This is a genomic window from Phytohabitans flavus, assembly GCF_011764545.1.
GTDB lineage: Bacteria > Actinomycetota > Actinomycetes > Mycobacteriales > Micromonosporaceae > Phytohabitans > Phytohabitans flavus.
Map to the genome: position 1 here is coordinate 1,214,057 of NZ_AP022870.1, position 23,961 is coordinate 1,238,017.

Below are 23,961 nucleotides of genomic sequence, written 5' to 3' on the forward strand. Positions count from 1 at the left end.
GACGACATCGCTCCCTCCGTTATTGGGCGCGACGAGGTCCCGGCGCATGCCGGCGACAACCGTCGGACTCCAGGGCCAGGTGCGCCGCAAACACCCCGCACAGGCACTACACGGCCCACCCAACGCCGGGCCTAGCAAGAGGAGGACGTTCAATGTCGATGCCGTTGTACAACGACCTGGAGAAGGCGTTTGCCGAGCTCGAGCGGCAGCGCGAGGCACTGACCGAAATGCAGCAGGAGCTGGCCGGTGCCGAGACCACCGTCACCTCGAAGAACCGTGCGGTGGCCGTGACGATCAACAGCCAGGGCCGCATCACGGAAATCAAGTTTCCGAGCGGCGCCTACCGGTCCATGGCCGCCCCCGAACTGGGCGCACTTCTGGTCGACACCATCCAGCTGGCGCGTGACGAGATGATGCAGGCCACCGCCGCCCGGTTCGAAGGGCTCATGCCCGGTGGGCTCAACCCGCTCGACATGATGCGCGGAAACCTTGACATCGACGCGATGATGCGCGATGCGCTCAAGACGATGAACGCTTCTCGGGCCGAAGATGCCACGGGTCGGAGGGACAGCAGTGGCAGCTGACCAGGTCTCCAACGGCGGCATCCCCCGACAGGCCTTCGACGTCCTTATCAGCCATGTGAGGGGGGAGCTGGAGACGTTCCAGCACGGAGTTGCGACCCACAACCCTCTTACCGGCGAAGAACGCGGCGAGATGGACAAGGTCGTCAATCAGACCGTACGGCCGGCCGAGGTCTGGCTTGTTGACTTCTATCACAGCCTGTTGAGTGCCGTGGGCGGCGACACGGACAACGTAGATATGTACGCGCAAGACCAGAACAACGTGGAAGAGCAGAACGCCGGCGTCGCCGGAGGCCGTCGCACGTAAGGGAAGACCCGATCTGTCCGGTGTGAAGCGCGATGTCCACACCGGACAGAACGGTCTGGGGGACCGAGCGGTATGGGTATCGAGATTTCGGATGAGTTGGCCAACTTGTTGTTGGTGTTGACTGGTGAGGAGTTTCCGAGGTCGGACGAGTCGCAGTTGTGGGCGTTGGCGGGGGTGTACGCGGATGCTGCGGCTGGGATCGATGACGCTGTCCCGTTGCTGGTGGCGGGCATTGGGGCGGTGCGGTCGGAGTCGGAGGGTCCGGCGGCTGATGCTTTTGTGAGTTCGATGGAAGCGTACATGTTGGGCGAGGATGGTTATTTGCCGTTCGCGTCGAGGTATGTGCGTTTGTTGGGGATAATCATGAGGACCTCGGGTTGGAGGTTTTTCATGCGAAGATGATGACGTTGGCGACGTTGATCCAGCTGCTGGCTCAGTTGTTGTTGGCGTTCGCGTTGGCGTGGGCTAATCCGGCTGGTCCGTTTATGGCGATGTTGATGGCCAGCGCGTTGTTGCGTTTTTTGTTGTCGTCGGTGCTGTTCAACTTGTTGTTGAAGTTGTTGGTCAGCGTGATGGCTGGTGTGGCGTTGCAGGTGCTGCTCGAGGTGCTGGTCCAGCGGTACGAGATAGACCAGGGCAAACGCGCAGCGTTTAACCCGGAATCTTTGAAAGCCGCGGCAGGAGTGGGCGCTCTCGGTGGTGTGATCGGACTCGGCCCGGACCTGCTCGGTGACTGGCTGGCAAAAGCACTGAAGAAGAAGGGCTGGCTGGGCCCGCCATCCCCGACCGGCAAACCTTCCACAGTGCTGCCTCCGCCGAGCAAGCCACCAGCGAGCGGGCCAGACGTCCCGAACCCGAAACCAGACCCGAAACCAGACCCGGGCCCGAACCCGGTGCCGGATCCGAAGACGGGTCCGGATGGTGTCCCGGGCAGCCGGGACGCCGGCAGCCCGCGGGGTTTGGACGTGCGCCCGGACGGGACGGTCCGGTTGCCGGGCGGGACAGTGCTACCCGCTCCGGGAAGCCAGCCGAACTGGCGGCAAACGTGGTTCGACTACCTGTCCCAAGCCGGCTCGGAAGCGTTGACCGAGTTCCTGACCGAAGGCAGCTGGCACGCCATCCAAGGCGAAGGCTTCAAAGCCAACGGCGCAGCCGCCGCATCAGGCCTAGCCTCCGCCACCGCCGACCACATCGGCAAAAACGCCGGCCGCCACGCCAACCACAAACTACCCCCACCATGGAACAGCAACAACCCACCCACCCACTCCGACAACCCCACAGGCACCAGCCCTCCCCCAAGGCCACCGGCACCGGCGGTCCCGCCGCCACCAACCCACACAACACCAACACCAACCCAGACAGCATCCACAAACCCCCACCCCCAACAGCTACGACAACCACGGCTCCGACAACGACGGCGGCAGCTACGGCAGCCCCGGCTACGGCGGCTACGGCTCGGACAGCGACAGCTCCGGCTACGGCTGGGATACCGATACCCTGGTCGATCCCGGCGATCCGGACACCAGCCTGCCAACCAGCCCCGAAACGGCCGACCCACCCACCACCGCCTGGCCGCACGCTGGACCTATCAACAGCCCGCCAGCCGGCACCGGACCTGGACACACGCCTGCCACGGCGCCGCCGCAAGCCAGCGCGGGTGTGTCATCGGCACAGCCGTCACCGATAGCCGCCAACCCGAACCCACCAACCACACCCAACACCGACCCGAGCCGACCAGCCTCCAACATGGACACCGGCCCGGCCACTGGCCCAGGCACCGACCAGAGCGTCGGTTCCGTCCTGGGAAGTGGTTCCGTCCCGGACGCAGCGCCCGCCTACAGCCCAGCCACAAACAGCCCGACCGCCAGCGGCCCAGCGGACAGCGGCCCAGCGGTCGGTGGGCCGGCTGTCGCACCCGCCACCCCGGCTACCTCGTCCGCTGGGACTGGTCCGGTTGGAACCGGCACCAGCACCACCCCAGGACCCGCCCCAACCACCGCGCCGAGTTCGGCAACGGGTGTCCGGCCCGGCCCCACGCCGGTGGCGGGTGCTGGATCCGTGCAGGCGCCTGCTGGCGTCCCGGACGGGTCCTCGCCACGGGGTGGCCGGGTGCCGGGTCCGGTCGCTGGGCTCGGCTCGTGGGCCAGCACCACCGGTGTCGTGTCCGATCGCGACAGCGCGCCCGGCCAGACGCAGGCCGACGCGGCCAGTGGGAACGACTCCCCGGCGGCGCGTGCGAAACCCGAACCGCGGAACGAGACTGCCGAGCGGGTGCGTCCCCGGCCGGCGCCGCCGCCGGCGGACTGGGCCGGCCTGGCCCCGGTCAGCCTGGACCGGAACCGGCTGCGGCAGGTAGCCGAATCAGTACGCCGGATGCCGGATGTGGACGCGGACACGGTGCAGGCGTGCTTGGAGCTGGTCCACCGCCTCTCGCGCGAGATATACGGGTCGCGGGTACGGCCGTTGGCCGCCGCCGACGACAGCGTGTCTGGGATGACCGGTGCCGCCGGTGCTCGGGGCCGGTTGGTCGGTGGTCCTGGCTGGGCGCAGGTCACCGATCTGGCGGCGCTGGAGGCGGCGCTGCCCGCGGTCGGGGACTCGGCCCTGCTGCTGGTACGCCGGCCCGCACAGTCCACCAGGTCGTTGAAAGACCCACGCAACCACGCGGTCATGGTGCACCGCACCAGCGACGCCGGTCTGCAATGGGTCGACATCACCCCCACCCAGCCGCCGGTACCGTCCTCGACACCGCCCCAAACCGTGCGGGACGGGGTCGATATCGAAGCGATCGTGATCGGCGCGAACGGCGCCGTACGGCCACCCGACACCTGGGCCAGACCGGCCCAATCAACCTCACTAGCGAGCGCACTCGTCGAAGCACCACGCAGCACCACCTACGGCAGCGGCGGCATCGAGGCCGAGATCCACTGTGGCACGGTGGTCGGAGATTTACCGGACGGCCCGGTACCGACGAACGACCGGCTCGGCCTCAAGCTGGAGTTCGACAAGGGCGCATTTGTGTGGTCGGACGGCGACTTCTATCGGGCGGGCGTACGGCCCGGCCGGGTACGGATCAGACCCATCCTGGAACTAATCATGATGTTGCCCGGTCCGATCTACCCCGGTGAGTCGCACGTCCTGTCGGTGGATATGCGGGAGGTACATGAGCACAACGAGGCCGCGCTAGGCCGTTTGAGGCAGCACGTCAGGGAGGTCTCCGGTAAGGGTCCCACCGAGCGTGCTATTCCCTTGTCGTCGATCTTCCGCCCCGAGGATGGATGGAATTACCCACCCGGCTGGGTTGACCTGCTTTTCGTTCCGGCGGATGAGGTATCCGATCTCGAGATTCTCCTTCAGGTCACCGCGGGTGTGCCGCTGGCGCGCTTCGCTAACTTTGTGCGAGAGCAGTCGCGGGTGCCGCATGACCCGGACTATTCGGAGCTGGAGCCGAGGCGAACCTATGCCCGGGCGCACATGGGGCGGCGCTTGAGTTCACCGACGAAGCTCTGGAGTTGCTGCGAGGCACGCTGACGGGTAAGGACCTGGCCCAGGTACGAGGTTTGCTGGCGCTGACTTATCTGCAGGTCGCTGGGTTCGTCACTGCCCAGATCTCGACGGCGCTGGTCAAGTTGCACACATCGCTGCTGTCCCGGGTCGACCTTGCGGTGGCCCGGCAGTCACTGTCACCGAGGGCCCAGGCGGTCCTGCGGGATCATGCCGACGATCTGCGGGCGGCGTTTGAGCGGGTCTTCGACCAGAGTGTTCCGCGTTACCGCCTGCTGTACACCCGTGAGCAGTTGACGCACATCCTGGATGCCCGGTCCGACGAGGTCACCGCGAGGGAGTACTTCGACTCGGCGGTGGTCGATGGTGTGGTCTCCCAGACGACCGTGTTCGGCGGCCTGACGCCGGTACCGATGCTCGACGAAACCCGTCCCGGTGAAGATCCCTTGGTCGTGGTCGAGATGCGGGATCGCCAGTACAAGCAGGACGGTGCCTATCTGGGAGTCGATGAGCTGCGCCCGGCCTGGGAGAAGGTCACCGCGGAGCTCAGGACGGTGGTCGGCGCCGAGCTGGACATGGGTAAGGCCGCGGACGCCATCGCCGATATCAGGACCGGGATGAGGCGGGGCGACGCGCGTGGCCCGGCATGGCGCCGCTTCGCTGACTGGGAACGTATCGCGGCGGCTGTGCGCAGCGAAGGCATCGGCGCGGCGGCGGTGGTGCCAGTCGGCCGATCCCGACTGGCAACGGGTGACGACCCCGGGCAGACGGTCATCATCTTCCATGACACGGATGGACTCGTCTGGGCTCGCAGCGGTACCGATCACACTCCCGAGGCGACCGGCAATGGCGTGCCTGACCTGCCGGTCCCGATCAGCGGCCTGGATAGCGTCATCATCGGGTACGACGGCACTGTACGGGAGCCGCACGAGGCAGGCCCGCCGGCAAGCGACCCTCTCACCCGTGACGAAACCTCCTGGCTTTTGGATGGTGCGCCGCTGACGGTCCGGCGGGCCGCTTATCGGCGCGGGCGGTCCGCGTTGTTCATCGATCGCAATATTGGGCACCGATCCCGGTGGGTGCTTCCCGCGCACGACGTGACCCCCGTATTGGTGAACGTCGCCGGGGACTTCGCCGAGGCTTCCGTTGTTCGGAACGGTCGAGTCGAAAAGGTGCGGCTGAGAGCCGAGCAGCTGGCCCGGATCGTCAAGGCCGAACTCGCCAACAATCCCACACCAAACGACAACGACCGCGTACAGCTGGTCCCCACCGGCAAGGGACGGCCATCACCCAGGTTCGTGGCGAATTTCGCCACCGCCTCAGGGCTGACCGTCGAACTACCACGCGCAGCTGACCTCGCACACGCCTCGGCGGTGGCGATCCGACGGCTGGCCGCGACTGCTGGCGATCGGCTGTCGGCCGTGCCACGCAGCGTTCGTCACCGTTCGATAGCCGGCCTGGCGGGTGCGAGACGGCGGGCCAGGGACGTGCTGCCGTGGGTGCGGTTGATCGTGAAGCCGCAACCGCGGCTGACGGATCTGCCGCCCGGTGCGGTCCCGGTCGCCCAGAAGTCGAATGTCGCGGAGCGTATGTGGCCGCTTAGGACGTTGGTGAAGCGCGGGCAAAGTGGCCACCTTGCGAAGGCGCCAGGCAGCCGGCCGCGCAAGGCGCACAAGTGGCTGGGTGAGCCGCGGCCGCGGCGGCGTGGTGGGGCGTCCATGAGTACCAGCTCTGTGCCGGCCAAGTCGTGGTGGCCTGGGTGGCGTAAGGCTTGGGGTGAGCCGCGGTGGGGTGGTGGACCGGTGCGGATCCAGGCCACTGTCCAGACCGGTGCGGTGTCGGACGATGCTGGATTGCGTGAGTGGCTGACGGCGGCTTTCGCGGCGGGAACTTCGAGCGGTTCCGGGACGGATTCGCCGGGCGCCGCGTTGATGGGCTTGCTGGGGTCGCACGAAGCGCGTGCTGTTCGTGAGTTGGTGCCGGCGTCGGGGGACGAGCCTTCTGCCGAGCAGGTCGCGGTATGGGCGCGGGAAGCACAGGACGCGTACGTGTTAGCGCACGAAAAGAAGCACCGAACCGATGCGTCGCGCCGTTCGGAGCTGCTTGAATCCGCCGAGGCGCGTTCGGCTGTGGCCGAGGCTGTGGAGCGGCGGCGGCTGGCTGCCCGGATCGACGCTGGTGACCAGGACGTGGTCGCCGCGATGGTCGAGTTCTTTGAGGCTGAGCAGATGCGAAGCCCGCGAGATGTAGCGCTTGTCGTCCTGGACGTGATGCGGTCGCGAGAACAACCCAGCACCGTCGTGGCCAAGCCGGCGTGGCGTTGGCGCCCGCTGGCCGGCCAGATCGGGAAATGGTCCCGCTCACAGCGCCCAACCAGACCCGCGCCCGCCAACCCGGCCGCGCCCGCCAACACCCCGGCGACGGCTGCCAACCCGGCGACACCTTGGGATGCGGCGGCGACCGCTGATTCGGCGACCCCCTGGGAGGCGTCGGCGGACGACGCGGCTGCCGGCCGCCAGGCCAAGCAACAGGACCTGGATCGCCTGAGGGCGCAGGAGTTGTTTCTGGCGTTGGAGGGGGGGCGCAGGATCGGTTGGGAACGACTGGGTGTGCTTGCGCCGCACGAGCAGGAGCCTGGACAGCCGCCGTGGTTTCAGCAACAGCTGCGTCCTCAGGAATCCGATGACCAGCCAGCGGTGGTTCAGCCGCCACCAGCGGTAAGCAACATCGAAACCAACACCAATACCAGTGCCCCGACGGCCCGGAGCGTACGCCGGCGGCTGGAACGGTTGGCGTCCCGCTGGCGGCGCACCCGCCCGGTCCCGGCACAATCAAGCCCGGACTCAGCGCCTGCCGGGCCACCCGCGTCGAGGACGAAGCGTCACAGGTTCGGGAAGGCCGCCGGGCGTTTGGGTGGCCGGCTCCGCGAGCTGGATCGGCCGGTCCGTCCACCTAGGACCAGCGTGGCGCGGGTCGTGCCACCACCGGTCGCCGAGGCGAAAGCACCGGCCGGGCGGGGTGCGGTGAGGTTGTCCCGGGCCGAGTTGGTGGACAGAATGCGCAGGCTGCCGGTCCGCTTGCCCGCAGCGGATCCAGACGGTCCGAGCCTGGCTGTTTGTGTCGAGATCGCGCGGTCGGCCGCGCGGCAGATCTATCCGGGCACGTTGCGTCCGATGCGGGCGACTGATGACAGCGCGGTGGGACTGGGTGGTACGGCTGGGGCGCGGGCACTGCTGGCGGCCGGGCCGGGTTGGCATCGGGCTGCTGGTCACCAGGCGATCGAGGCGGCTGTGCGGCAGGCTGGTGTAGGCGCGTCGGCGCTGGTGCTGATCCGGCGGCCGGGGCAGTCTGGCCGGGATCCGCGCGGCCACGCGATGGTGCTGCACCACACCACGGACGGGCTGGTGTGGGTGGACCCGCTGGCCGACCCGGAGCATCCACGCGCACGGGTGACGGAGGCGGAGAGCACACCCGAGCTGATCCGGCGGGCGGTCGACATCGACGCCACGATCGTCGGCCCGGATGGGAGGATCCGCCCGCCTGATCCCGACTGGGCCCGGGACGAGTCCGCTTCGACGGTGAGCGCGCTTGTCGAGGCACCCCGGAGTACGGCGTATGGGTACGGCGGCGACGAGGAGGAGCTTTACACGTACTTCTTCGTCCTGGACAACCACCGCGGGGAAGCCCTGCCGTACCTGGCCGAGCATCAGCGGCTTGGGCTCGAAGCCACCGCCGACCACGGAGACTTCGCTACGGCCGGCGGCGAGATGTATGCGATAGGCGGACATCAAGAGCCGGCCGGGGCGCGATCGGTCAACCGGGAGATCCTTGAGCTCAAGGCGAAAGTGCCGTTGCCGGTCCTTCCGTTCGAGCAGGACAAGCTCGGCCGTTCGCCAGAGATGGTGCGGGCGGAGATGAAGGCTGTCCATCTGCGGCTGGAGCGCTTGTTCGCGCCTCTGTCCGACCGGCCGCTCAGACAGCGACGCGTGCGGATGTCGGATGTGTTCAGGCAGGAAGATGGATGGAGGCTTCACCCGCAGGCGCAGACCGGCTGGATCTACAGCGCGCGTTCGGATCGGCCCCTCATCTCTCCACAAACGACAGTCGGCGTTGCTCTCGTCGGCATGCACACGTTTATCGCGGACATGGCCGCACAGCGTCCCCTGCCGACGAAATTCAGAGAGGGAAGCTCGGCGCTGTACCGGCGGCTGGGCTACCGTGGCGCCTTGGAGTTTGCCACCCGGGCAGAGTCGACATTGCTGGGACGATACCTGACCGCGGGTGCCGACCTACGCCTGTCGGCGTCGGACTTCGCCCAGTTGCGAGGTCTTCTCGCCCTTGCCTACATTCAGGTCTCCGCCTTCGTTTGGGCGCGGCTGGCGGCCGCCACCGCCAAGAACTACCTCGGTATCGCATCCAGAGTGGACCTGGCCGCGATCACAGCCACGCTTTCTCCTGATGGGGCCCGGCTCTTGGCCGAGTCCTCGGAGCTCGTCGAGGCGATTTTCCTGGAGACCTTCGGCGCGCTGCACCCGGAACACCGGCGGGTACTGCGTCTCGGCATGTATGCGAACGTGCTCGACCTCAAGAGCCGGGGCGAGCCAAGCGCGCGGGAGTACCTCGCCTCGATGATATTCGCCGGTCGGGACGGCGTCCGGAACATAGGCCAGAACGCGGCGTGGGGCAGGATGACCGTGCTCGCGCCCGAGTTCCTCCCGGGCGTGTCCGGAGCGATCATCCCGGTGGAGGTTCGTGATCTGCCCCTGCGGCCCGGCAAGGCGTTCGTCGACCTGGGCGGCCTCGACGCGATCTGGGAGAACATCACCGATGCCGCCCGGCGGGCGGCCGCGACCGCACCCGACACCACGACGATTGCGGTACCGCGGGTCGAAGTGACTGCCCCTGTCACCGCCTTTCCCGTCCCCACCGGGCACTTCAACTTGCTGCATGCCGTCGTCGCCGCCGATCCCGCAGCCGTACTGCGCCTGGTGCGGCTACGGACGCCCGCCCTGCCCTCCGGCGATCCGTCGGTGGCGTGGCTCAGTGATCCAGAGTGGGTTCGCGCGGAGTTGGCAGGGCTGGCCTGGCAGGCGGAGGCGGGCGCCGCGTCCGGCATCGCGGACCATGCTCAGCTCAGCCGGGCAACAGATCTCTTCCACGCCGCGGTGATAGCGGGCGACGCCAATCCCGCGTCGATCGGTACCGGCGAACCGGCCGCCGGTGCGGCGACCCTGTCCCGCATCGCCGACGCGCTCGGGGTCCGGATCCGGGTATTCGGGCCAGGATCCCCGCCAGGACGGGGTTTGCGGTCCGCTACCGAGGCGGGTCAACCCGGCAGGCCGCTCATCTACCTCACGCAGGACGCCAACGGTCACTACAGCGCGGCCAGTCCCAGGGTGCGCCTCAGCCGCAGCGACCTGAGCGCCATCGCGGACGAAGCACCGACCCGGCTTCCCAAGAACGCCCGCCTCGATGTGTGCGTGGCAGTGGCCAACGAGGTAGCTCGGGCGGTCTACGGCGCGCGGTACGACGCCCCGCAGCAGGGACCTGGCCTACGGCCGTTGCGCGCCGTCGATGACAGCGTGGTCGGCCTTACCGGCACCGCCGGCGCCCGGGCCCGTCTGATCAGTGGTGGCTGGCGGCGCGCGGCTGGCGTCGCAGCCGTGACCTCAGCGGTAAGAGATTTGGGGGTTGGCGCGTCCGCGTTGGTGTTGGTACGACAGCCGGGGCAGACGCCAGGAGACCAGCGCGGTCACGCCCTGATGCTGCACCACGCCACAGACGGTCCGATGTGGATGGATCCCGCTGGCGAGGGCGGCCTCAAGGTAGTCGACACTCCGCCGATCTTTCAGGCCGACGGTGCGGTGGATCTCGACGCGGTCATCATCGGCCCGGACGGCGCTGTCCTCGACCCAGACGACAGCCCCCATTGGCAGGCCGCGGAATCCGAAGCACCGCTGAGCGCGCTGACCGAGCGTACGCTCGACAGCCGTTACGGCATGTACCAGCCAGCAGGTGAGCCCACAGAACGCTCACATCAGGACCGGCGCCTCGGTTCCCCGAAGGCCAGCCACCCACGCCGGACCCGCAGGTGGGGGAGCCGGCCGCGTCCCATGGCGGGCAGTCGGCAATCGACGCGGGTGCCTCGGAAGCCATGAGGAGGGCGTTCGCGGAGGTCACCCCGTGGGTTCCCGGCGCCCTGAAGGACCCGCGGGACAGCGTCGTGCGGATCGGGGCGCTGATGACGGGGCTCGGTCTCGGGCACCGTGGGCGCCGGGCGCTGGACGACGGCATGGGTGCGTCCGACGCCGGCTACCTCGCGGCCCGGCTCGGTGGCCGCTTCCGGTACCTGCCGGACATGGACACGGTCGTGGACCACCTACGGAGTCTGCGGCCCGGCGAGGTGACGCCGGTGTGGCTGGACGAGCCGAACCGCGCCAGGCACGTCGTCTTGGTGGAGCGGGTCCGCGGCGACGAGGACGGGATGGATTGGTTCGTCCGGGTCGAGACCCAGGCGACCAGTGACACCGCGTTCCTGCGGTTCGGCCTGCCCCGCGAGGATCGGGGTCGATCAGCCGCCGCGCTCGGGGATTTCTTCCCCAGGGAGGTGCGGCTGCGGCTGGTCACGGACGACACGGGAACTCTCGCCCGGATCAAGCCGACGCCGCCTATCAGGCCCGCGCTCCGGCCCGCGATCGTGAGCCGGAGCGCGACCGCACGGGGTATCAAGCCCGCGCGCCGCGTGATGATCGCGCACCCCACCGCGACCCCGCTGCCCGGACACGATGCGCTTCTCCAAGTTCCGCGAGGCTCCCGGTCGAGGCACTACGCGCTGATCGCCGCCGATCCACGTGCAGTCCGGGACGGTTTGGTCGAGGCGTTGCCTCGCGAGCCCTCGCTCCAGCCGGACGCTCACCTGTTCGCGTGGCTCGGCGACCCGGAGGAGGTACAACGGGACGTCGCGGACCTGCTGAACGCTGGCGAGCCGGTCCCTACCGCGCACCCCCTGACACTGGCGGCACGGCTCATCGACGTCGCGACGGTCGGCTGGCTGCACGACCTGATCACGTCCCGCGTCAATCTGCCTGAGTGGCCCTGGCGACAGTCCGAAGAGCAGAAGCGGAAAGCCTCGGCAGAGCGGATGACCGACGCACAGGCTGCTGCCGCTTTGGCCGCCCTCCACGTCGCCGCACCCGAGCAGCACGCCGACGGCGCCCTCTTGCTGCATTGGGTCGAACAGGCCATCGGGTCGGTGATGGACCAAAAGACCAATGCGGTGCTGCTGGACTGGGTGGCCGACGCGCTCGGTCTGCGCGTGCTGACCCTCCAAGCGCCGCCGAACCTTGCGACGGCCGGCCAGCTCGTGGAACCGGCCGGCGCATCCGGTCCGCTAGTGACGATCTTCAGGGAACCCGGCGATCGCTTCTATGTATCCAGGCTCCTCGACACCTCGCAAGCGGCGGCGGCGGCTTTTGCCCAGTCGCCGCTGTCTCCAGTGGAGGAGGCTGGGCCGGCGGAGGCCGCTTCGCCTGCGGATGGTCCTGCTGCCGCGCCGCCGCCTCCGGCTCCGGCTCCTCTCGATCTGCCTGGATCGGTCCCGCCGGCGGGGGATGCCACCGGCCCGCCGTGGTTCGTCGAGGACAAAGGGCTGCTGGGCGACGGATATGTGGAGGCCGTCGGGCAGATCAAGAAGGATCAGCTCGATGGGATCCAGAAGAAGGTGCGCGAGAAGCTGGACACTTTGCAAGCGCAGCGGAACGCGCTTGCGGCGCTGCCGGGAAAGACGCCGATGATCTTGGGACCCGATCCCAGACTCATCCCGATGTCCTTGGGGCCGGAACCAAGCAAGGTGTCCGCCTGGCTGTCCAAGACGTTGAGCAGCAAGACGGCAACGGACTGGCAAAGGCTGCTGTCGGCCGGCGCGGGGACTGATGTCGACGGCACATTTATCCAGGTGCGGGCCAGGCTCGTCGGGCTTGACCGGAAACCAACGCCCTCCCGCGATCCCGAGGTTACCCCCTACAAGAGCATGTACGGCGACACGTCCAGCTCCCGCAAAAGGGAGACAGTCCAGCCGTGGGGTGCCTCGCTCACGTACAGCATGCTGCACTTTATTGGACATGACCTTGTCAGCTGGGTCGTCGGCCCGGCCATTCGCGCGACCTTTGGCGGGCATCGGGGCCTGGAGGACAAACAGACCCACGAGGTCCAGTCAGGCAACCGAGCCGTAGTCAACGACGTCGACTTGTACGACGCGGCAGTGGAAATCGTCGTCTCGGTCGACGGGGCGAAGCTGGCGCCGGTGACCCTGCCGAAGCATCTCGTCGTTGCGGCGCCAACCGCGTTCGCCCGGCCGCTTGGTGTCCCGCACTCGCCCTCGAAGCCGATCGAGGTGAAGAACTCGGCGGCGTTGCTGGCCGAAGACTTCGTCGTCGGCACGGTCGGCGCCGAACGGCTGTTGACCGACCTCAAGCAGCGTGTGCAACAGACCCTCAAGGTTAGTAAGGGCGATGCGGCCCGCATCGTGCAGAAGCTGGGTGAAAGGATCTTCAACGAGCAGGAGTTCAAGGATCGCAGTCAGTGGTGGACGGCGAACGCTTGGGCTCCACCGGAGATCGAAGTGGAGCTCAGCACCGGCCAGAAGTTGAAGTTCAGGCTCTTTGTCGGCGGATCTCTGAAAAGCCTGAACGTGGTGCCACAAGAGTCGTTGCCGGATGGCAAGCCGCGAAAGATACCACTCCGCAACGACATCGCCTCCACCTTCACCCACATGGTGCGGCAGACTCTGGCGCGGGGGATAGATGTCCGGGCGGGTGCTGAGGTGCCGATGGGCTTCAACCACAACAAGTACATCCTGGCTCCCCGGGTCGGCGGCCGGTACAGCGCGTCGAGCTCAGCAAAGATGTCCGAGGCTTTGCAGTCTCAGGAAAAGAGTGCATTAAGCCGCAACGAGCCTGTGCGACGCTACGAGACCCAGTTCCTGATGAACGTCGGCCTGGTCGTGGGCAGCAAGTCGATCACCACTGAGGTATCCCTTCCTGGTGAGATCTCGATACCCGAACGGCGGGCAGAGGTCTTCGAAGCAGAGCTGAGGAGGATGCCGGAAACCGCGCCGATTCTACATCCGCGCATTGGTGCACCGGACTCACGATTCACTCCGGCGAGATGGCGTCCGCGTAAGAGGAAATTTCTGTTTTTCTTCACGCGCGGCGAGGTCGAGACCAATCTCAGCCGCCCGGCCGCTCCGGCTCCTCCCAAGCCGGCGGGTGCGGGCGATGCTGCGGTGGCTGGGCGGGTCACTATCCCCAACTATTGGACGTTGCCGCCGGCGCCGTTCGGAAAGCGGGGGATCCGGGGACCTGGCGACCTTAAGGTGGAGGCCCGCCGGCGTCCTATCGAGGTCTTCATCGACAACGGCACCAAAGAGTCGCTCAACGGGACCGAATGGGCGTGGTTGGCAAGACATCCGAACGTGGACATCGTCCTTCCCGGCCAGCCAGGCGAACCCGACGAAGGTGCCAAGGGCCGATCCCAGTACCGCTACCTGCTGAAAGATGGCCGGATCGCTGGGGCCTGGCACCTGCACGACAAGAGGCCGCGCGGATTCTCAAAAGGCCCGGTCCCGGTCAGCTCGATGGAGCAGGCGAAGGAGCGCATCCGGCTCGGGCTGGACCAGGCAAAGAAGGGGATCGTTTCGGTCGGCTTCTGGATCAACCCGGCGCGCCTCTTCCGGCGTGGGAGCCCGCAGGCCACCGAAGTCGAGCGCCCTGAAATCAGGTACCGGTGGGAGACGACCTGGACCGACACCCACGCGCCCGGTCAGGAGCTCGCGGGCGGCACGCAGTCGCACCGCCTTGAGCCTGAGGTCGACGAGGCGGTGCTGCTAGCGGGTATGGAGGACGTGACACTCTCGCGGGCCCAGGGCCCTGGCCCGTCAACGGACGGCACGACTGCCACGAGCGGCGCCGTCACTTCGGAAACGCTCCGCGCGCCATGGCACCTGGAGACCAGGCATGGGCTCGGGCGTGGCGTTGTCAAGGAAATGGCAGGGGCGGAGGTGGTGTACAACGCGGCCCTGCAAATGGCGCTCCTCATGGCCGAGACGACCGGAAAGGACCCGAACCACACGATCCTGATCCCGCACGCCAGTGAGATGGCCACGAGGTTCGGTGTGGCGAACCTACGGGCACGCGCACGGTCGCTCTTCGACCGAGGTCCCGCACCCGAGGAACTCGAACCCGACATAGCGACGGGCAGCATCACGTACTCCATCAACGCCGGCAAATACACCTACGGGTTGAGTGTCACAGCGAGCCTGGACGAAGCCCACGTCGAAGAGAGACCACCGGTCGTGCCGAGCCTGCGGCCGGCGGGGAGGAGGAGGTTGTCGCCGGCTCGGAAGGGGTGCCAGGTGCGCTGCCGAGCCTGCGGCCGGCGGGGGAGCAGGAGGTTGTCGCCAGCTCGGAGGCGGTGCCGGGGGTGCTGCCGAGCTTGCGGCCGGCGGCGGAGGAGGCGGCGGAGGCGGAGGCGGAGGCGCTGGACCAGCAGGTGCTCTGGCAGCCGCTGGGGAAGGAGGAGCCGGCGACAACACTAGACAGACAATCCAAGCGGATGAACGACCACGGGGTAGGCAGCGAGCAAAAGAGCGACAAGGGCCCCGAGTTTGACGTCTCGTTCAAGGTCGGGCCGTCCGACAACTACGCCATTCGGGGAGAGCCCTGGAGGTCTCCGGGGGCCAACGAAAAAGCGCGAGCCAGGCGGCCGAGCTGACCAGCAAGGAGTACTGGCGGCGGCAGACGACGGGCAAGGCGGCTACATTCGACTACCGCACTACCTATCGAATCCTCGGCACCGCGAATAGCAAGGCTGACGGAGTGGAAATCGCGGCGGTGTTGCAGCTTCAAGGCAGCGCCATCCACACGGCGGTCCACGTCGCCGAGGTCGACCTCGCGCCTGCGCTTTCACCGCCGCCCCCGTTCGCCACGTCGCCGTGCTGTCCGACAACTGGGGCCCTATCGATGCGGAAAGGATAGAAAGATGGATCGCCGCTACTTCTGGCGGTAAGCGGATGAAAGCCTTCGAGAAAGGCATCCCCGGCGTCAGCGTATGGCTCAGCGGCCTAGGGCACGTAGCCGCCGTCGTGGAAAACCTTCTCCGCCATAACGGCAGCTACACCGAAACTGCCCCCTGGTACCTGCGCGCTTTCCATCGTGCCAACGATAGGCAGCACGAGCAGATGATCTCCCGAGGCTACGAGGCGGGGGCGCGACATTTCGCCACTGACAAGACGGCGGAGATTTTTACGCCGGAGTATCTACACTCGGTGGCAGCCGCTATGGCAAGCTCGGACGGCTACTACGTGCCCGGCCCGTTCGCGAAGATGAGCTCCAGCGAATCGCTGGAGATCAAGTTGCTAGCCTTCGGGGCGACTTTGGAGAATCTCACTTCAAGGGACGTAAAGCACGAACACTACCGCGAGGCGAACCGGCGATACAACGCGGCGAAGGGGCGTGAAAAATACCTCAATACCTTCCTCGGCCTCGGCCTTCTCGCACATTTCGGAGCGCACGGCAAGAGTGCGGACGACGTCCATTCGAGTGACCATTTCTCGGTGGCCGCCGGATACTCATACCTCGGGGCGCACGGCTTGCAGCGGAGCGTGCTCGGTGGCGGATTCGCAATGACTCTCTTCACCGAGAGTGGTGTCGGCGCGAACCATGTCATGGATGCCGTCTATCTGATCACCTACGTCAACAAGTCAACGAATACGAAGAGGCAGGTGGGGGTGTGGATTCCCGCAGGGATGCAGACCTCCGCGTCCGTGCCGCGATCCATGCGACTAGCGCTGCCGATTCCTCCGTCGGCGGAACCGAAGCTGGACCTCTCACCGCGAAAGCCGATCAACAAGCGAGCCGCCCTCGTCATCTCGCACATAACGCTGTACGACTCAGACGTGCTGAAAGTCGTAAACCAAGGGCTCAAAGACATGGGCGTCGACACCGAGCTGCCAGAAATACAGAGCGCGGTCAGGGCGGCCTTTGCCGCGGACAAGCTGGCGGCCCACCACCGCGTTCTTCGACACGAGGGCGTGTCACTGCTCTTGCCAATAAGCCGTAAGGCACCGGGGCTGCGGCGGTGGATCGGCGTGACCGTGACGCTCGAACAAGAGTCCTTCGGGTCGCATCAGGGGAATTGGCCTGGGACCCGAGTTACGGTCGGCGGGCAAGGACTGGCCCAAGTGCATTCGGCCGAGCAGAGCGCGGTTCAGCAGAAGCTCTCAGGAGATCTGCACTTTCGAAAGCGAATGGACGAGCACGCCCTGATCATCGGGCGTTTCGACGCGGGAGTGGAGTCGACGTCCGCCGAGGAGCACGTCGAGATCGAGACGAAACGGGATATCCGTCGTGCGGCCGCAATCGCAGATGGAACGAGCGAGTTCGACGTGGCGCTGACCTTCAAGATCACCTTTGCTGGCCGGAATGATTCGCCCGAGCCCATTGCTTCGGTCGCGAGTTGGCTGAATAGCCTCACGTCGGCGGTGAACTCCGTGACTAACGACAAGTTGCTCGCTGCCTGGCCCAGTATCTTCCCCAAGAAGTTTGCCGACCTCAAGGGCGCGGCCCATTTGCGCCTCCAAGTGAATGATTTTCTTACCAAGGCGCCAGCGAAGCCCGGCACGGCAGCCGCGGACGCTGCCATGGAGGCATTAGGAAATGGGGTGGAAAAGACCTACACATCCAGGCTGACCGGGTCGGTGCCCGCCGCCACGGAGGTCAGCGCCGCACTCGCCACCGAGTTCGGCAAGCGCTGGGTCAACGAGCCAAACCTGAACCGGCGCATCAGGTTTGGCAATGAGCTGGTCGAGTACATCCAGGTCTATGACGTGAGCTCGCTCGCCGAGCACACCAAATGGTTGCCCAGCCTGGCGATGGGGATCATGCCCAACCGGCCGACCGATCCGCCGCCGACAGTCGCTGCCTACGAGACGACCACCACCCCAGGCCAGGTGCTCGGCGCCGGGTTCAACTGGCAGAGCGTCGTAACCAACATCGCCGCTTTGCTGGGTGAGGGCTACGTCGTGCCCGCCCTCTCCGGCAAGGAGTTCGTCAGCCGGCTTGTACTTGGCCGGGCCAGATGGCTAACTCGGGGACCGATCGAAGCGCTCGCCTTTCCCGAGGAAAGCATCGAGCACGAGCATAAGACGGAGAAGAGCCGCACAAGACTCGTGAACGCCCAGCTGCAGTTCGGCAAGGCGGACGGACATGATGAGCGGCCGCTGGGTGGCTTCGGGTATGAGTCCGGCGTCGAGGGCAAAATGGCGAACGCGGAGTCGGCCGGTGACTACGTCGAACACAACCGTTTGCGGAAGGGGCAGTTCGACCTCTACTACTTCGACTTCGCTTTGATTACTTGGATGCGGCCGATTGGGAAGGCTGATTCGGTACCGGAACATCTGCTGGTGACAGAGTCCGAACAGGGCCTACTGGCGATGATCCCGGCGAGCGTCACCGAAATGCTTGTCACCCCACCCAGGACTACCGTTCTCGGCTCGCCCACTGATATTGCTTCTCCTATCGATATTGGTTCTCCCTCCGATAAGCTCCTTTCTCCGACTGACATTGTCTCTCCCGCGGACATTGTTGCTCCTACAGAGGTCGGTTCTCTTCCCGAGAAGCGCGTCTCGTTTGCCGACAAGGCCGGCTCGAGCGCCGACACACATAAAAAGTTCGACGACCTGCTGGAGGCACCGCCGGCAACCGTGTGGGCGATCCGCTCTGTCCCCGCGAGCCCGGCCACCGCGACCACCGAGCAGAAGAAACTATCGATCGGCCAAGCGCTGCAGCCGCCGCTGGGGCGCGAGGACCCAATAGACACGGTTCGGCTGAAGAATGCGATGACGACGTTGCAACCGTGGGATGGGTCCTCGCCAGATTGTGTGGGCCGCGTCGTCGAGGTGTTGCAACGGTTGGGTGCGTCGGCGTCGGCGCCGCTGGAGGAGGGGGTGTCAACTCGGGACAGACTGGCCGAGCGATATAGAGGGCGGTACCTGCCGACTGATCTGTTCGACGGGCTCAGCGGTTTGCGTCCGGGTGCGGCGACTCCCGTGTGGGTGGAGCCGCCGAACCGGCCGATGCATATGGTTTTGGTGCATCGACGTTCTGACAACGGCCAGCTTGTGTTGGTGGAGACGCAAAATGATGGGGACGACCGCCTTGTCGGATTCTCTCCGGCGAGGCTTGTAGCGGGCGAGATGGTCGGGCGATTGCCTGAGGCGCTGCGTGGGACGGTGCGCCTGTTGGTGGACGACGAAAGCCTGTTGCGCCAGATTGTCCTGAGTGGTGCGCAGCCGGGCAAGCTGATCAGCGAAGGGCCGGTGCTGACCCGCAACCGGCTGGCCGGCTTGCTGCTTGCCTCGTCGACTTCCAGTCCGGGGATGATGGTCAGCGGGGGGCCAGTGGCCACGGCGGCCGCGGGCCAGTCGGCGGACGCGGAGTCGGCGCCCGTGACCAACCTTTTCCCCGCAGACACAATCGCCGCGATCCAAGATCTGTACTTGGAAGTTCAGCCGACGTGGACGCCCGCGCGGGCCCTCGAATTCGCGACGCAACAGCTGATGCCTTTGACGAGCCTGTCCCAGGAACGGTTTCAGCTCGTCCTTCAAGCGCTCGAACGCGCACCACAGCTGGCCGCGCTATTTGCGTCCGTCCCTGAGCCGGTCAGCCAACTCGTCTCGCACTGGCCAAACGTGTTCCGAACAGCCACCACGAGTTATGCGGGCAACATGGGGTTGCTGGTGGACCTCGTGGACAGCCCGTACGGGACCGAGGTGCTTGAGCGAATCGAGGGCGACCGGGAGTTCCTGGCCGATCACACACCGTACGTCTTTAAGGCGATGAGGGATCTCGGTCCTCATTGGCCCATCATGCTGGACTTCAGGGAGGGGGCGCTGCTGAATTTGTTCCGCGGGATACCCGCGTTTTCAGATGCGCTCCGGTCATTCGACGGTGATGTCGAGTCGATTTTGCGAAAGTTGGCCGGCAGTACGGGTCTGCTGGAGAACCTCTACAACGCCGCGTGGGGGAGGTATTTGACGGGACCACAGTGGGGCCATGATCAGTTTAGGGCGCTGTTTGACCACCTGTGGGTTCTGGATGAGCTGCAGCGTTCGGTGGTGTTGACCTGGGCTGTGGCCAATGTTCCTGGAATGCTCGACGCTGTCGTTCGGGATAGCGCGAGGATTGTCGACTGGGTTCTGCTGTTGGAAAACAGCCGCGCCTTGGTGGACGTCCTCGCGGTGAGTCCTGACCTGAGCCAGCGCCTGACGCGTGACATCGGTCTTTTCCGTGAGGCAACCAAGAATCCGTCGGTTGTGGACGTCTTGTCGCTCGATCCCGAGCGGTTTGACGGGATCCCTGACGCGGAGCTGCCGGCCGCTTTCCACGCGGCGATCGCACCACGCCCGCCACAGGAGCCGAAGGGCCCTGGTCCCTTGATGGAGGCGCTGCGGAAGAACGAAACGTTCCGCTTGGCGCTACTGAGCAACGACCGGACGAAGGAGCAGCACAGGCGAGCCAGAGAAGCGTTCAAGGAAGCTGCCAACGCGAAGGACCCGGCGATCCAGGCGCTCGTCGCGACCTTGACCGAGCATCCTAAGCTGTTGACCTATCCCCACGAGTACCTGCACCTACTGAATCCCAAAAGCGGTAGCCCGTCACGGCTTCTTCTGAGTCTCCTGGACAAGGCTCGCTGGGAGCCGGAGGTGTGGCAGAGGCTGCCCGAGTCGGGCCTCGTTCCCACCGCACTTCGGAGCATCACTTTAACCACAGCTCTGGTCCCGCAGGAGTTGGGCGGGTCTCGCTACGACGAGACGGCAAAGAGTATCGCCTCGATATCGATGAAGAATCCAGACGCTCGAGATGCTCTGCGTTGGAGCGGCGCGTTGCGAGATCTGGTGGCTCGTGTGCCGGTCAGCGGGACGCAGATCCTGGAGAGCGGTCACGTCCTTCGCCTCCTTCGGCACGACGAGTCAATCCTGACATCCGCCGGCGATGTGTCTCGTCACCTCAAGGAGCTGCCGGAATTCGTGGACGTCCTGACCGCGCATGATGGCTTTCTGCTCCGGTTGTCTTCAGTGAGCCGCTCGTTCCGCCAGATACACGGGCTTGGGAGGGTCCGCCTTGCGAGCTTGTTCGGCGGAATGCGAGCTCTGGCAAAGCATCACGAAGCGACCCGGCTGTTCGTGGATCGGCCAGATGAGCGGCTGACTGTCGCGCATTGGGTCAGGCTGCTGGAGGGGCCGACGTTATTCGAGTACATGGCGCGGGATTCTGCTTTTGTCGCGGCTATGGCACAGATCCCAGATTGTTGCCAGAGATCGCGAGTCGGCCGTTTCCCGAGTCGTGGTCAGAGGTATTCGGAGCGCGGTCGGACGCCCAGGCATCGGAGGGTGGCGCGGCGCGAGACGAGGTCGGGAGCAGAGCCGATCAGATATGGAAGGCCCTCCCCGATTTAGGGAGTCCCGTCTTGCTGAAGGACGGTGTCCGGGTCAGCCTCGACCCCAAGCTTGTCGAGTATCTCTGGGTCGACGATGAATCCTACGCTAGCGGACTACTCGATGAAATCCTGACCTTCGCAGGCGCCCACACGGCGCCCGCGGACCTTCGGCGGGCGCGTGAGGTAGTTCGAGAAGATGGCGACCTGACCAGCCTGGTCGAGGCGAAGCCCGGTTTGGCGTACGGACTGCTACGAGCCCCGGATCTTGCCGATCTCTTTGCCGCGGACAAGAGACTCCAGGCCCTGTTCAACGGCCCGGACGCCGATCTCGTCTCCGGGACGCTGAATGAGTTGCCGCACGTCTTCCGCTGGATGAGAGACCGTCCAGAGATGCGCGCGGACTATGTGAGTTTCAGTCAAATGAGGTTCAACCTCTCTCACGCCGACGTGGCTGAGCTGGCCAGGCAAAATCCAGTCTGGTTCACGCTGGTACAAAGCTTCACGAGATTCGTGGTCAAGATACAGTCGGATCCCGTCGTAGAGATCTTGGTGCAAGGAAGCCGGTCGATCTCGGATGCGTTGATGCGTGATGGTGAGGCGGCGGCTGACTTGTTGCTGCCCCCGGAGGGAGATGCCAAGGTCAAGTTTGCTTCGGAAGGGCTGGCAAGGCTTCTGGAATTCTACGCCACGCCTGGTTCTCCAAACAGGAATGAAAATGTGGTCAAAGTGGTGGTCGGCAGTCTGTCGGCGATGCGGTTCTTCGCGGCGAATCCTCGACGTATCAGACAGCTCGCCTGGCAGCCTGGTCTGGCCGAAGTGTTGGCCGCGCTCCCGTACGGGTTGGAGTCCGTCGGGTTCGAGGCCGTCTTTGCTGATGATTTGTTGACGTCGTTGAGGCGTTATCCGGAGCAGGTGCGTAACGTCTTCGCGACGTTGGATGTGTTGCGTTTGGCGGTAGCGGTCCCTTCGGTGGTGCCAGCGATGGCCGAGGTGGATGGGCTGGCCGATGCCTTGCTGGAGAGTGAGGGCGTTCGTGGGTTGGTGCGGGAGCAGCCCAGGGTGCTCGAGGCACTGAAGTCATCCGCCGGGGACGAGCTGTTGCAGGCCATGCGGGGGTGGCCTGGGCTTGTATCGTTCCTGAGTAAGGACGAAGACCTGGGCTTGGTATTGGAGCGTCCGTTCCTCGTGCCGGTGCTGCGGCGTAACCGGAAGATCCTGTCGCTTCTCTCTGACCGGGCATGGCGAGCGGTGTTGTCGAACCGGGCGCTGGCGGAGGCGTTGGGGTCGGCCGAGCTCAGGCAGCTGCTGCGTCGGCCGGCGCTGCTGGAGGTGTTGTCGCGGACTACCGCAGATCCGGGGAGCGATCGCGCTCCGGGTCGCCACGGCCCTGTGGTGGGTAGCTGGCACACGGCGGAGTCGTGGCGTGATGTGTTGCGGAAGCCGTACCTGGTCGCTTTGCTCGATCGGTCTCAGGATTTCGCGACGCTGTTTTTGACCGACGCTCAGGTGTGGGGCTGGTATCAGAGTAATTCCGAGCTTTTGGTAGATGCGGTCAGCCGTGTGGGGCAGGAAGGCAGGCGGATCGACCGGGATTCGTTGCGGACAGCACTGGGACAGGCCCTCCCGGCGCCAGCCCGGGTCGCGGCGGTGTCCAGCAGACCGCGGGGCGTCGCGGCGGTTCCGGCGCGGCGGGATACGCCGGTCGATGTTTCTGCCGTCCGCGTCGAGTCGGCGGCGGGTAGCTCGGCGCTGGAGTGGTGGCTGCGGGATCTGGCGGGTTCGGAGGAGCTGAGGGAGCTGCTGGCGGCTCCTGGCCGGCGAGATGTGGTCGCGGCGGTGGTGGAGCAGCCGCATTTGTTGGTGCTGTTCGGGGCGCGGCCGGACATCGCGGCGGAGTGGGTTGAGGTTCCGGACTCCGTGTCTGCTTTCGGCTTTACGCCGTCCGACGCGGAACGGCGCGACTTCTGGCCGGCGTACGAGGATCTGATCAATCGTCGGGACCTGCAGATTCCAGACGTTTGGTCCGCTGTCATGCAGGAGCAGGCAAAGGTTTCGTGGGAACGGGCAGTGGTGGCGTGGCGCGGAGAGCAGGCGGCGGAGGCGGAGCGGCGGAGGCAGCGGTTCGCGCGGATAAATTGGGAGAGGCCTGATACCTGGGAGATGAGCGGGCGGATCCTGTTCGGAAACGGCCTTGGTCCTGAGTGGTTTTCGCAGGGCACGCGGAAGGAGGTTCTGGACCGGGCGGCTCAGGGTGTCGGTGCTCGGGAACGCGCCAAGAAGTTGTTTGTGGCTTTGCACGCGCATTTGGACAGCGGTAGCGAAGGGGTGACGTTTGTTTATGTGCTGGCGCCGGATGGGCGGGTGGACATCCTGGTTTACGGCGTTAGCGACAACCGAAGCGGCAACCGCTACGAGTGGTTGGGTACCGGTGAAGGTTTCACCGATGGGCCGCTGGACATCAGCTTTGTGAGTCTTGATCCGCAGTTCGTGCAGGCGCGGGAGCGGTGGGCGCGGCGGGAGGAGTTGGCCAGGGCCGACGGGCAAAGTTCTCCGGCGCAGCCCGAGCGCCACAACGCGGGCCGGTTGGATCGTGTGGGGCAGGCGCTGCTGCGCTACCGTGACGCGCGGGAGAAGTTGCGAGCGGCCGAGGCGGCCGCCCCGGCCGTGGCAAAGGGCAAGGGCAACGCCAAGCGGGCCAAGCAGCAGGCCAGGAAGGAGGCCGAGCTGCAGGCACTGAGGGACGCCGTGAGGCAGGCCGAGGACGAGCTACGGGCGGTTGGCCTGGCCGAGCTCGTCGACCAGCCCGCCACCACCTTCGAATCCTCTTCGACAGCGGGCAAGGACCGCGGATCCAGCGGGACCGCTCCCGACGCCCCAGTCCCTTACGCGCCCTGGGGATCCACCGCGGACACCGCGGGCACAGCGCCGGGCCCGCGCACCTATCGCGTACCGACACCTACTCCCGCGCGACCGGAGCCCGAGTAGACGCATTCACCTTCGCGTTGAACTGCCCACCACACACGGTCGTTGTGGGGGGCGGCAGCGGACTTCGTGGAGGGTGGGAAATGAGCCAGG

The 23,961-nt window shown here is 66.1% G+C and carries 9 protein-coding genes; 8 read left to right on the forward strand and 1 reads right to left on the reverse strand.

Features of this window, described 5'->3' with window-relative positions; translation table 11 throughout:
* The first annotated feature begins 152 nt into the window (after nt 1-152).
* The 3 genes from Pflav_RS05205 (at nt 153) to Pflav_RS49260 (ending at nt 1,290) form a co-directional block, all read left to right on the forward strand.
* A complete protein-coding gene (locus Pflav_RS05205) occupies nt 153-584 on the forward strand; it encodes a YbaB/EbfC family nucleoid-associated protein (RefSeq protein ID WP_173034160.1) in 432 nt (143 codons plus the stop codon).
* Complete coding sequence (locus Pflav_RS05210) at nt 574-888, forward strand: hypothetical protein (RefSeq protein WP_173034162.1); 315 nt, start codon at nt 574-576, stop codon at nt 886-888. The genes Pflav_RS05205 and Pflav_RS05210 overlap by 11 nt, the downstream gene beginning before the upstream one ends.
* Before the next feature lie 72 nt (nt 889-960).
* Nucleotides 961-1,290 (forward strand): WXG100-like domain-containing protein, encoded by a 330-nt coding sequence (locus tag Pflav_RS49260; protein WP_462933156.1) that lies wholly within the window; start codon nt 961-963, stop codon nt 1,288-1,290.
* A 31-nt stretch (nt 1,291-1,321) separates the two neighbouring features.
* Here the strand turns inward: Pflav_RS49260 and Pflav_RS05215 are convergent, their stop codons facing one another.
* Nucleotides 1,322-1,690, reverse strand: coding sequence for a hypothetical protein (locus Pflav_RS05215; RefSeq protein ID WP_173034164.1), 369 nt, complete (start codon nt 1,688-1,690; stop codon nt 1,322-1,324).
* 1,691 nt (nt 1,691-3,381) lie between these two features.
* Here Pflav_RS05215 and Pflav_RS05220 point away from each other — a divergent pair.
* The 5 genes from Pflav_RS05220 to Pflav_RS05240 all read left to right on the forward strand — a co-directional run bounded on the left by Pflav_RS05220 (nt 3,382) and on the right by Pflav_RS05240 (nt 23,871).
* Nucleotides 3,382-4,419 carry a hypothetical protein gene (locus tag Pflav_RS05220; protein WP_173034166.1) on the forward strand — a complete coding sequence of 346 codons (1,038 nt, stop codon included), beginning with the start codon at nt 3,382-3,384 and terminating at the stop codon, nt 4,417-4,419.
* Nucleotides 4,401-10,550 carry a toxin glutamine deamidase domain-containing protein gene (locus tag Pflav_RS05225; protein WP_173034168.1) on the forward strand — a complete coding sequence of 2,050 codons (6,150 nt, stop codon included), beginning with the start codon at nt 4,401-4,403 and terminating at the stop codon, nt 10,548-10,550. The genes Pflav_RS05220 and Pflav_RS05225 overlap by 19 nt, the downstream gene beginning before the upstream one ends.
* Nucleotides 10,547-14,986 (forward strand): hypothetical protein, encoded by a 4,440-nt coding sequence (locus Pflav_RS05230; protein WP_173034170.1) that lies wholly within the window; start codon nt 10,547-10,549, stop codon nt 14,984-14,986. Before Pflav_RS05225 ends, Pflav_RS05230 begins: the two co-directional genes overlap by 4 nt.
* Nucleotides 14,987-15,460: 474 nt before the next feature.
* Nucleotides 15,461-20,905 (forward strand): hypothetical protein, encoded by a 5,445-nt coding sequence (locus Pflav_RS05235; protein ID WP_173034172.1) that lies wholly within the window; start codon nt 15,461-15,463, stop codon nt 20,903-20,905.
* Between the two features lie 11 nt (nt 20,906-20,916).
* Nucleotides 20,917-23,871: a hypothetical protein gene (locus Pflav_RS05240; protein ID WP_173034173.1), complete on the forward strand. Its 2,955-nt coding sequence runs from the start codon at nt 20,917-20,919 to the stop codon at nt 23,869-23,871.
* Nucleotides 23,872-23,961 lie beyond the last annotated feature (90 nt).

Bases quoted from the DNA above. Each gene is read 5' to 3' on its own strand.
- Pflav_RS05205 (WP_173034160.1), top strand. From the start codon at position 153: ATGTCGATGCCGTTGTACAACGACCTGGAGAAGGCGTTTGCCGAGCTC.
- Pflav_RS05235 (WP_173034172.1), top strand. From the start codon at position 15,461: ATGAAAGCCTTCGAGAAAGGCATCCCCGGCGTCAGCGTATGGCTCAGC.
- Pflav_RS05230 (WP_173034170.1), top strand. From the start codon at position 10,547: ATGAGGAGGGCGTTCGCGGAGGTCACCCCGTGGGTTCCCGGCGCCCTG.
- Pflav_RS05220 (WP_173034166.1), top strand. From the start codon at position 3,382: ATGACCGGTGCCGCCGGTGCTCGGGGCCGGTTGGTCGGTGGTCCTGGC.
- Pflav_RS49260 (WP_462933156.1), top strand. From the start codon at position 961: ATGGGTATCGAGATTTCGGATGAGTTGGCCAACTTGTTGTTGGTGTTG.